This window comes from Nocardia pseudovaccinii NBRC 100343 (genome assembly GCF_001613225.1).
GTDB classification, from domain to species: domain Bacteria; phylum Actinomycetota; class Actinomycetes; order Mycobacteriales; family Mycobacteriaceae; genus Nocardia; species Nocardia pseudovaccinii.
The window spans coordinates 1-10069 of the sequence record NZ_BDBY01000439.1; the positions used below are offsets into that span (position 1 = coordinate 1).

The window sequence follows — 10069 nt, forward strand, 5'->3', positions numbered from 1 at the left end:
GACGGCGTGCGCCCGACGCGGGCGGGGCGATGGTCCCGGTCGAGCGCACGCTGGCACCGGGTACCCGTGGTCGCGCGAATGACGGTGCGCTCCTTGGCGCGCGGCCGCCGCCGCACGGTGGCGACGATGACCGGGACCGTGCTCGCGTTGGTCCTGATCCTGGCCTCGGTCGGCATGCTCACGAGCATGCGCTCGGCACTGCACATCCAATTCGACGAGATCGAACGCGAGGACGCCACGGTGATCACCTCGAGTCCGTCGAACGAGCTTGCCGCCCAACTGCGTTCGATATCCGGCGTCACCGCCGTCGAGCCCACCGGTCTCACGCCGGTCACGTTGTCCGCCGGTGGGCGGTCGTATTCGACGACGCTGACCGGATTGGTGCCCGACACCACGATGCACGGTTTGCGCGCACCCGGTGGCGGCGCCGTGGCGTTGCCCGACACGGGCATCCTCGCCGGGGCCGCGGTGGCGAAACAGCTCGGTGTCTCGGTCGGCGATACTCTCACCGTCACCCCTGCGGCCGGTAGGCCGAAAGCCGAGCAGTTGACGGGCCTGGTCGATGAGCCGCTGGGAACCTACGCCTACGCCACCGACGCGACCGTCACCGATATCGGCGGCAGCGGACTGCGCGGCTACCTGCTGCGTTTCACCGCGGACGCCGATCGAGACGCCTTGCGCGCCACGGTAACCGAGCTGCCCGGCGTCATCGCCTACAGCGACTCCCACGCCATGCAGGACCAGCTCGACCGGTTCCTCGGGCTGTTCTGGGCGTTCATCGCAGCGATGCTGATCTTCGGCACGGTGCTCGCCTTCACGGTCATCTACGTGACCATGACGGTGAACCTCGCTGAACGCACCACCGAACTGGCCACCCTGCGCGCGGCGGGCGTGCCCGTGCGCAGGCTCACCGCGTCGCTGGCCGCGGAAAACCTCACCGCGACTCTGCTGGCCGTCCCGCTCGGGCTGGCCGCCGGATATTTCGCGGCCTGGGCATTGCTGCGTTCGTTCACCAGCGACATGTTCACCTTCGGACTCACCTTCGGACTCGCCTTCGGCGTCGCCGCGCCCGTGCTCGCCGTCGTGGCGGTGCTGGCCGCCGCCGGACTGTCACAGCTGCCGGCGGCGCGCCTGGTCCAACGCATCGACATCGCCCACGTCGTGCGCGAACGAGCCCAATGACACCCGACCGACATCATCACCGAAGGAGCATGAGCGATGGTCTCTCCCAGCCGAACCGAAAGATTCGGCGCTCGCGCGCTGCGAACCCGATGGGTGGTCCGAGCACCGATAATCCTCTACCGAGTCGGCCTCGGATCCCTGTTCGGATCGCGGCTGCTGATGTTGGAGCACACAGGACGACGGACCGGCGTTCGCCGATACGTCACCTTGGAGGTGGTCGATCATCCCGAATCCGCAACGTACGTCGTGGTCTCCGGATTCGGCGTCGGCGCCCAGTGGTACCGCAATATCACCGCGAACCCGCACGTGCGGATCTCCACCGGATTCCGCCGCAAGGTCGCCGCGATCGCGACACCGATGACAACCGACGAATCCGCGTTGGCGCTCGAACGCTACATCGATCACCATCCCAAGGCGTGGACCAGGTTGCGCGGCACCATCGAAGCGGCCACGGGCACACCGGTGAATACCCTTCCGATGGTTCGACTGGTCATCGGATAGCTTGTGTCCTCAGCCAGGGCATCGGCGTGCCGGGCATTCGAGATCACCTGCTTCAGAATGCGCGACCGAACCGCTCGAGCTCGTCGCGTCCCCACCCTACCGTCGGGAGTGCGTCAGCAAATCGGTACCGGTTGCGCCGCATCAGGTTTCGGTCGGGCGACGACTACCCAGTCTGCCGAGAAAACCTCGCATTCGCTCGGTCGGCAAGTTGTCACTGAAGACGATCCGCCACTACGACCAGGTCGGCCTGGCGCAGCCGTCCGTGCGTTCGACCGGCGGCTACCGGCTCGATACCGACACCGACACCGACGTCGGGATTGATCGAGACCGGTCCGAATCCGTCATCGCTCTGGCAGGAAGCTCGTCAGCTGGGGCACGGCTTCGGCCGGATGCTGGGCATGTGTTCCCACACCGATGGTCTCGAACTGCCAGTCGCCATTGGTGCGGGATATTCTGCCCGTCACCAGGCCGGTAGCGGGTTCCATTGTCCGCCGCGTGTGGGCTCAGGCCACGGTCACAGTGTTCGATCTATCCGTCCCGGCGGGAAGGGCGTGCCGGAACCTCCGGCCGGGTAGCGCGACCAGGCCTGCGGCGGCGTAGCAGAGTGCGGCGACTACGACGCAGGCCACGGAGAGGCCGGACAGGAACGAGTCCTGCGCGGCGGTGAGCAGGCTCGGATGGCGTGCGGCGATCCCGAATGCGACCGGCACCGAGCCCGTCGCGCAGGAAGTTGCCCCTCGGGGTCTGGGGCGAGTTGTCGGCAAGTTACATAGATTAGATCTAACTTAGATTGAGTCTATGTAAGATGCGTACTATATTTTGGACCGGGAGGTACTCGAGTGGAGTTCAAGGGGCGTGTAGCGGACATCGACCTGCTGGGGCGACAGCTGCAGCAGGTGATAGATGGAACCGCTGCGACGCGGGGGCGTGCCGTGATCATGACCGGTCGGCGACGGGTCGGGAAGTCACGTCTGGTTCAGGAGTTCTGTGATCGCTCCGGTGTTCCGTACGTGGTATTCCAGGCGACACGAGGGCGCAATCCGGTCACTGAACGCGAGGACTTCATCGCCGCCTTGGTGCACTCGGCGCTGCGTGGTGCGGAACTCGTGACGGGGATATCGGCGGTCGACTGGAACCAGGCGTTGCGGACCTTGGCCATCGCCTTGCCGGATGACGTTGCGAGCATTGTCGTGATCGACGAGGTGCCTTGGCTGGTGGAGCAGGACTCCGAGTTCGAAGGGGCGCTGCAGACAGTGTGGGATCGGCACCTGTCGGCCAAGCCCGTGCTGTTGGTGCTGGTGGGCAGCGATATCTCGGTGATGGAGGCGTTGCAGTCACATGGTCGCCCCTTCTTTGGGCGGGCTACGAAGATGACCGTGCAGCCTTTGCATCTGGCGGATGTGCAGGCCATGACCGAGCTGTCGGCGGCCGAGGCGGTGGACGCGTTATTGATCACCGGTGGATTTCCGGAGATCGTCCAGTCCTGGCGACCGGGCATGAGCCGCAAGGATTTTCTGCGCGATGCCACGACGAATCCGCTGTCACCGCTTTTGGTGGCGGGAGAGTTGTCGTTGCTCGGTGAGTTCCCCGAGGCGTCGCGTTCCCGGGCGGTGCTGGAGGCGATCGGCAGCGGTGAACGCACCTACAGCGCCATCGCCGCCGCATCGGGCGGCACCGGCGCGTTGGCGGCCGGAACCCTGACGCCCTTGCTGAATACCTTGCAGGGCAAGCGGATTGTGGCGGCGGATCTGCCGCTGTCCACGAAGCCGGACAGCAAGAACAAGCGCTACCGTATCGCCGACTCCTATCTGCGGTTCTGGCTGGCTTTCCTGGAGCGCGGGATTCCGCTCATCGAACGGGGCCGGGGGGATTTGGCATTGGAGCGGATCGAGCGTTCGTGGACGACCTGGCGTGGCCGCGCGGTGGAGCCGGTGATCCGGGAATCGCTGCTGCGTTTGTTACCCAACGACCGATGGCCCGATACCGATGCGGTGGGTGGATGGTGGAACCGGCAAAACAATCCGGAGCTCGATCTGATCGGTGCTGACCGCGAACCCGTGGCGGGTGCAGTGCATTTCGTCGGTTCGATCAAATGGCTCGAGGATCGTCGGTTCGACCGCCATGACTACGACGCCCTCGCCCGCGGCGTGCTCTCTGTTCCCGGCACGCAGTTCGATACCCCGTTGGTGGCGGTTTCGCGGTCCGGGGTAGACGGTGATTTGCCGATCTCCGCCTGTTGGGGACCGGATGATCTGCTGCGCGCGTGGCAGTGAGGTCAGCAGTGACGACGCACCCGTTCTCGCTACAAGTGTGACCGCTGTTCCGGGGCAAGGCACTCGAGTCCTCGCCGCTGTCCAGCAAACACTCCCTATGGCTCAACTGCGCAATACCCGATTGTCGGAGGGGTGCGCGAGGGATCGCTCGTGCACGCGTCCGTCTCAGTTGTGTCGTTTCCGTGTGTCACGGGGGGTGAGCGAACTTCTACTCGCGCACACAGAGGTGTCACCGGTGACAGAAATGTGTGCTGCGAGCGGCTTCGCTGTCGCATCTGGGCCAGGTCTGACGGCTCGAGCGAGGGGAACGTGTGCGAGGAGGTGATCGAACACCGATTTGCGTCAAATCTGACGCAAATCGGTGCTGGAGTAATGCGCGAGAGGGGACTTGAACCCCTACGTCCGTGGACACCAGAACCTAAATCTGGCGCGTCTGCCAATTTCGCCACTCGCGCTTGATGGTACGACCGTCCAAACTCTACCGGCCTTGACCGACATCGCGAAGCGCGGCCCCGGCATGTCGTACTCGCCAGTAACTCCACCTGGCATTATAACGATTCAGTAACGGTCAACATGAGGAGTGCTCATGTTTCGTACGCGTTGGTAACCAGGTGGACCAGCGGCTTTGAACATGAGGGGGAGTCATGTTTCCGAGCATTCTGGTACGGAAGTACGGAAATACCCGGTGGTAAGCGGGGATCCTGAGAGCAAACGTGAGGATTTCCTCATGATTTTCTGGAATCCTTGCAGTCATCAGGGCTCATTGGTGAGGAACACCTGCGCACCGGAGGGAGCGGCGTGTCTCGACGGCATGTCGCCAGAGAAGGAAGTCGAAGCGTCTTGACGATCAATGAGAGCACTGCGGCCGGAACCGGACAGAGCCCGAAAGTGGTTGGGGCGCCACAGCAAGGGGGGTCGAGGGCCCCGCTGCTGGATCGACTGCTGGGCGGAACGCCCTACGCGCTGGCCTTCGGTGGGCAGGGTGCGCGTTGGCTCGGTGAGTTGGAGGAGATCGGGCGCGATGCCGCACTGGAGCCCGAGCTGACCGCATTGGTCAATGAAGCGGCGACGCTGCTGGAACCTGTTGCGGCACAATTACTTGTGGTGCGACCGGTCGGTTTCGACCCGATCGGCTGGATGCTCGAGAACGAGCTCGCCGACGGTGACGAGGCGGAGGTTTCCGCCGCGCCTTCGGAGCAGGTGCTCCGCTCGGCCGTGGTGTCGATGCCGGGTGTATTCCTGACGCAGGTGGCCGCCGTGCGCGCGCTGCGGCTGCAGGGTCTGGATGCCAACGAGCACGCGCCGGTCGCGGTCGTCGGCCACTCGCAGGGCCGCCTCGCCGCGACCTCGGTTCAGGCCGGTGGGCAGCGTGACGCCGAACTGCTCGCTATCGCCCAAATGATCGGCGCCGCAGCGGGTTTGGTTGCCCGGCGGCGTGGTCTCATGCCGGTGGGCGAGCGTTCGTCGATGGTCGCGGTATCGAATGTCGATCCCGAGCATCTGCGCACGGTGGTGGCCGAGGTGTCCGCGGGCGTTGACCCCGCCGCGGCTGCGGTGGTTTCGATTCGCAACGGTCGGCGGCGTGTGGTGCTTTCCGGCACGCCGACCCAGTTGGAGCGGGTGCGTCAGCGTTGCGCCCAGATCCATGACGAGCAGACTCGCGAGCGCGATGCGAAGTCGCGCGGTGGCGCGGTGTTCGCGCCGGTCTTCGAGGACCTGGCCGTCGATGTCGCCTTCCATCACCCCGCGCTCGCCGACACGGTCGACATCGTGAGCGGCTGGGCGTCCCAGTGTGGTCTGGATGCGGAGCTTGCGGGTTCGCTGGCCAAGGAGATTCTCGTCGACCCGATCGACTGGGTCGAGGAGGTCGACGGCGTCGTTGCCGCCGGTGCGCAGTGGATTCTCGATCTGGGCCCTGGCGATCTGCTCAGTCGGCTCACCAGTGGTTCGCTCAAGGGCACCGGCGTCGGCATCCTCGCGGCCGCGACTCGCGCGGGTCAGCGCAGCCTGCTGACCCCCGGCGCCGCGCCCGAGGTGGCTCAGCCGTGGTCGGCCTTCGCGCCGCGCCCGGTGCGTCTGCCGAGCGGACGCGTCGTTGTCGAGACTTCGTTCACCAAGCTGACGGGTCGCTCGCCGGTCCTGCTCGCGGGTATGACCCCGACCACCGTCGACGCCAAAATCGTTGCGGCGGCGGCGAATGCGGGCCACTGGGCGGAGCTGGCCGGTGGTGGTCAGGTCACCGAGCAGATCTTCGCCGACCGGGTGGCCGAGCTGAAGACGCTGCTGCACCCGGGCCGCGCGGTGCAGTTCAACTCGCTGTTCCTCGACCCGTACCTGTGGAAGCTGCAACTCGGCGGTAAGCGCCTGGTGCAGAAGGCTCGTACGGCGGGTGCGCCGTTCGACGGTGTCGTCGTGACCGCGGGTATTCCGGAGCTGGAAGAGGCCGTCGCGCTGATCGCGGAGCTGACCGAGGTCGGTATCACGCACGTGGCGTTCAAGCCGGGCACCGTCGCCCAGATCCGCGCGGTGCTGCGCATCGCCGACGAGGTGCCGGACTACCCGGTGATCATGCACATCGAGGGCGGCCGGGCCGGTGGACACCACTCCTGGGAGGACCTGGACGATCTGCTGCTGGAGACCTACGCCGAGCTGCGCAACCGCGACAATGTGGTGGTCTGCGTCGGCGGCGGCATCGGTACCCCGGAGCGCGCGACCGAATACCTGACCGGTGAATGGGCTGTGCCGCACGGCTATCCGGTGATGCCGCTCGATGGCGTGCTGGTCGGCACCGCCGCCATGGCGACGCTCGAGGCCACCACCGCACCCGAGGTCAAGCAACTGCTCGTCGACACCCCCGGTACCCCGGACTGGGTCGGCGCGGGCACCGCGAACGGCGGAATGGCTTCCGGCCGTAGCCAATTGGGCGCCGATATCCATGAGATCGACAATGCGGCCTCGCGCACCGGCCGCCTGCTCGACGAGGTCGCCGGTGACGCCGACGCGGTCGCCGAGCGTCGCGACGAGATCATCGCCGCGCTGAACGCCACGGCCAAGCCGTACTTCGGCGATGTCACGACCATGACCTACCTCGAGTGGCTGGAACGCTATGTCGAGCTGGCCGTCGGCTTGGACCGCCGCAAGGACTTCGACTGCGGCAGCGACCTCGGTGACGCCATCCTGGACGCCACCCGTTCGGTCTGGCTCGACATCACCTGGCGCGACCGGTTCGCGGAGATGATGCGCCGCACCGAATCCCGGCTGCATCCGGCCGACCGCGGTGAGATCCCGACGCTGTTCGAATCCGACGCGGTCTTCGAGAACCCGGTCGAGGCACTGTGCACGCTGAAGCAGCAGTACCCGGCGGCCGAGCAGACCCTGCTGCACCCGGCGGACGTGCCGTTCTTCGTCAGCCTGTGCAAGACCCCGGGCAAGCCGGTGAACTTCGTGCCCGTGGTGGACGGTGACGTGCGCCGCTGGTGGCGTTCGGATTCGCTGTGGCAGGCCCATGATCCGCGTTACTCGGCCGATCAGGTCTGTGTCATTCCGGGCACGGTCTCGGTCGCCGGTATCACCCGCGTCGACGAGCCCGTCGGCGAATTGCTCGATCGCTTCGAGCAGGACACGGCGTACGCGCTGGTTCGTGCCGGTGTCTCGCCGGTCGCGGTGGACGCGCGCCGATCCGCCGGTGTCACCGAGGGACCGGTCGATGCGGTGCTGGCCGCGCCGGATGTCGAATGGTCCGGCCGCACCACGGTCAACCCGATCCACCGCCTCGGCGACCTCGCCAAATGGACTGTCGACGACAAGGGCGCCGTCCATCCGCCGACCGGTGCGACGATTACCGAAACCACCGGCCCGGATGCCGATCACGCCTACGTCGAGCTCACGGTGCCGCTGTTCGGCGGTGATGCCGTGCGCATCCGCCTGCGCATCACCGTGCCGACCTCTCTCTACAACGGCGGCGCGCCGGTCATCACCGAAACCGATGCCGACACCGCCATGTCCGCGTTGCTCGCGGTCGCCGCGGGCCAGGCGCTGCCGGAGGTGAAGGGCAAGGTCGCACACCTCAATGTCGCCTGGACCCCGGACCTCATCGCCGATCACGCGGGCGTCACCGGTTCGGGCCTGCCCGGCACACTGAGCACGCTCGGGCGCAGCGTGCCCGATGTGCTCGTCGGTGCGTGCTGGCCCGCCGTCTTCGCGGTGCTCGGCGCCGCGCGTAGCGCCGACGGCGACAGTGTCATCGAGGGCATGCTGGATCTGGTCCACCTCGATCACCAGATCGCACTCGAGCGCGACCTGCCGCACGACACCAGCATTCTCGTTGTCCGCGCCGAATCGGGTGACGTTGTCGACACCGACCTGGGACGCGTCGTCGAGGTGCGGGTGTCCGTCGGCGAGATGCGGGATCAGGGCCTCGACGTGGTGCCGCTGGCGACGTTGACCGAACGCTTCGCCATCCGCGGCCGCAACGGCGCGGGCGAGCTGACCGATCCGCCGCGCGCGGCGGGTGTGGTCTCGGATGCGGCCACCGACACCCCGCGTCGCCGCCGTCGTGACGTCACCATGCTGGCACCGCGCACCATGCGTGCCTTCGCCTCGGTCTCCGGTGACTACAACCCGATCCACACCAGTGATTCGGCCGCCAAGCTGGCCGGACTCGGCAGCCCGATCGTGCACGGCATGTGGCTCTCGGCCGCCGCGCAACACGCGGTGTCCGCAGTGGATCCCGAAAGCTCTACTCCGGCACGGACTTTGACGGCATGGACCACCCGATTCCTCGGCATGGTCCGCCCGGGCGCGGAGATCGACGTGCGCGTCGAGCGGATCGCGGTCGACGCGGGTAGCGAGATCGTCGAGGTTTCCTGCCGTGCCGACGGGGATCTGGTGATGACCGCGACCGGTCGCACCGCCGCCCCGAAGACCGTCTACGCCTTCCCGGGCCAGGGCATTCAGCGCAAGGGCATGGGCCTGGACGCCCGCGCCCGCTCGAAGGCCGCCAAGGAGATCTGGGAGCGCGCCGATAAGCACACCCGTGCGGCACTCGGCTTTTCGATCCTGGCCGTGGTGCGGGACAACCCGACCTACCTCAAGGCGCGCGGTGTCGAACACCGGCACCCGGACGGCGTGCTGCACCTGACTCAGTTCACCCAGGTCGCCATGGCGGTGCTCGGCGTGGCCCAGGTCGCCGAGTTGCGTGAGGCAGGCGCCTACGTCGAGGGCGCCATGCTGGCCGGACATTCGGTCGGAGAGTACAACGCGCTCGCTGCCGTCGCCGGTGTGCTGCCGCTGGAGGCGGTGCTGGAGGTCGTCTTCCAGCGCGGTTCCGCCATGCACGAGCTGGTGCCCCGGGATGCGCAGGGTCGCAGCGACTACCGGATGGCCGCCATCCGGCCGTCGCAGATCGGTCTGCCCGATGACGAGGTCATCGACTTCGTCAACGGCGTGGGCGAGAGCGTCGGGGAATTCCTCGAGGTCGTCAACCTGAACCTGCGCGGTTCGCAGTACGCCATCGCGGGCACGGTCAAGGGCCTCGATGCCCTGGAGACCGAAATCGACCGCCGCCGTGCCGAATTCGGCGGTAAGCGGGCCTTCATCCTGGTTCCGGGCATCGATGTGCCGTTCCACTCCACCGTGCTGCGCGAGGGTGTGCCGGAGTTCCGGCAGAAGCTCGAACAGCTGCTGCCCGCGGACCTGCACCCGGAAATCCTGCTCGGACGCTACATTCCGAACCTGGTGCCCAAGCCGTTCTCGCTGGAGCGCGCGTTCATCCAGGAGATCGCCGATCTGGTGCCTTCGGAGCCGCTGGCCACCGTGCTCGCCGACTTCGACAACTGGGCCGCACGCCCGACCGAACTGTGCCGCGTGGTGCTGATCGAGCTGCTGGCCTGGCAGTTCGCCAGCCCGGTGCGCTGGATCGAGACCCAGGATCTGCTGTTCACCGATGCCGCCGACGGCGGACTCGGGGTGCAGCGTTTCGTCGAAATCGGTTTGGGCGCAACGCCGACCGTGGCGAATCTGGCCAGCCAGACGCTGAAGCTGCCCGCCTTCGGCACGGCCACCGTCGAGGTGCTGAATATCGAGCGCGAGGCCGCGGTCGTCTACTCGACCGA

5 protein-coding genes and 1 tRNA gene are annotated in these 10069 nt (G+C 66.8%); 4 read left to right on the forward strand and 2 right to left on the reverse strand.

Annotation, left to right across the window (positions count from 1 at the left end):
* Positions 1 to 1182: ABC transporter permease (locus tag NP3_RS45445; protein ID WP_157124992.1), on the forward strand; the 1182-nt coding region annotated here is incomplete at its 5' end.
* Positions 1183 to 1218: 36 nt separating this feature from the next.
* On the forward strand, positions 1219 to 1683 hold the full coding sequence (locus NP3_RS45450) for a nitroreductase family deazaflavin-dependent oxidoreductase (RefSeq protein WP_063047894.1): 465 nt from the start codon (positions 1219 to 1221) through the stop codon (positions 1681 to 1683).
* A 503-nt stretch (positions 1684 to 2186) separates the two neighbouring features.
* Here the strand turns inward: NP3_RS45450 and NP3_RS45455 are convergent.
* Positions 2187 to 2393: a hypothetical protein gene (locus NP3_RS45455; RefSeq protein ID WP_063047895.1), complete on the reverse strand. Its 207-nt coding sequence runs from the start codon at positions 2391 to 2393 to the stop codon at positions 2187 to 2189.
* Positions 2394 to 2522: 129 nt separating this feature from the next.
* Between NP3_RS45455 and NP3_RS45460 the strand changes: the two genes are divergently transcribed.
* A complete protein-coding gene (locus NP3_RS45460) occupies positions 2523 to 3956 on the forward strand; it encodes an ATP-binding protein (protein WP_063047896.1) in 1434 nt (477 codons plus the stop codon).
* 373 nt (positions 3957 to 4329) lie between these two features.
* Here the strand turns inward: NP3_RS45460 and NP3_RS45465 are convergent.
* A tRNA-Leu gene (locus NP3_RS45465) sits at positions 4330 to 4411 on the reverse strand.
* A 385-nt stretch (positions 4412 to 4796) separates the two neighbouring features.
* Here NP3_RS45465 and NP3_RS45470 point away from each other — a divergent pair.
* Positions 4797 to 10069 (forward strand): fatty acid synthase subunit beta domain-containing protein (locus NP3_RS45470; RefSeq protein ID WP_157124993.1); only part of this gene is annotated, 5273 nt, incomplete at its 3' end.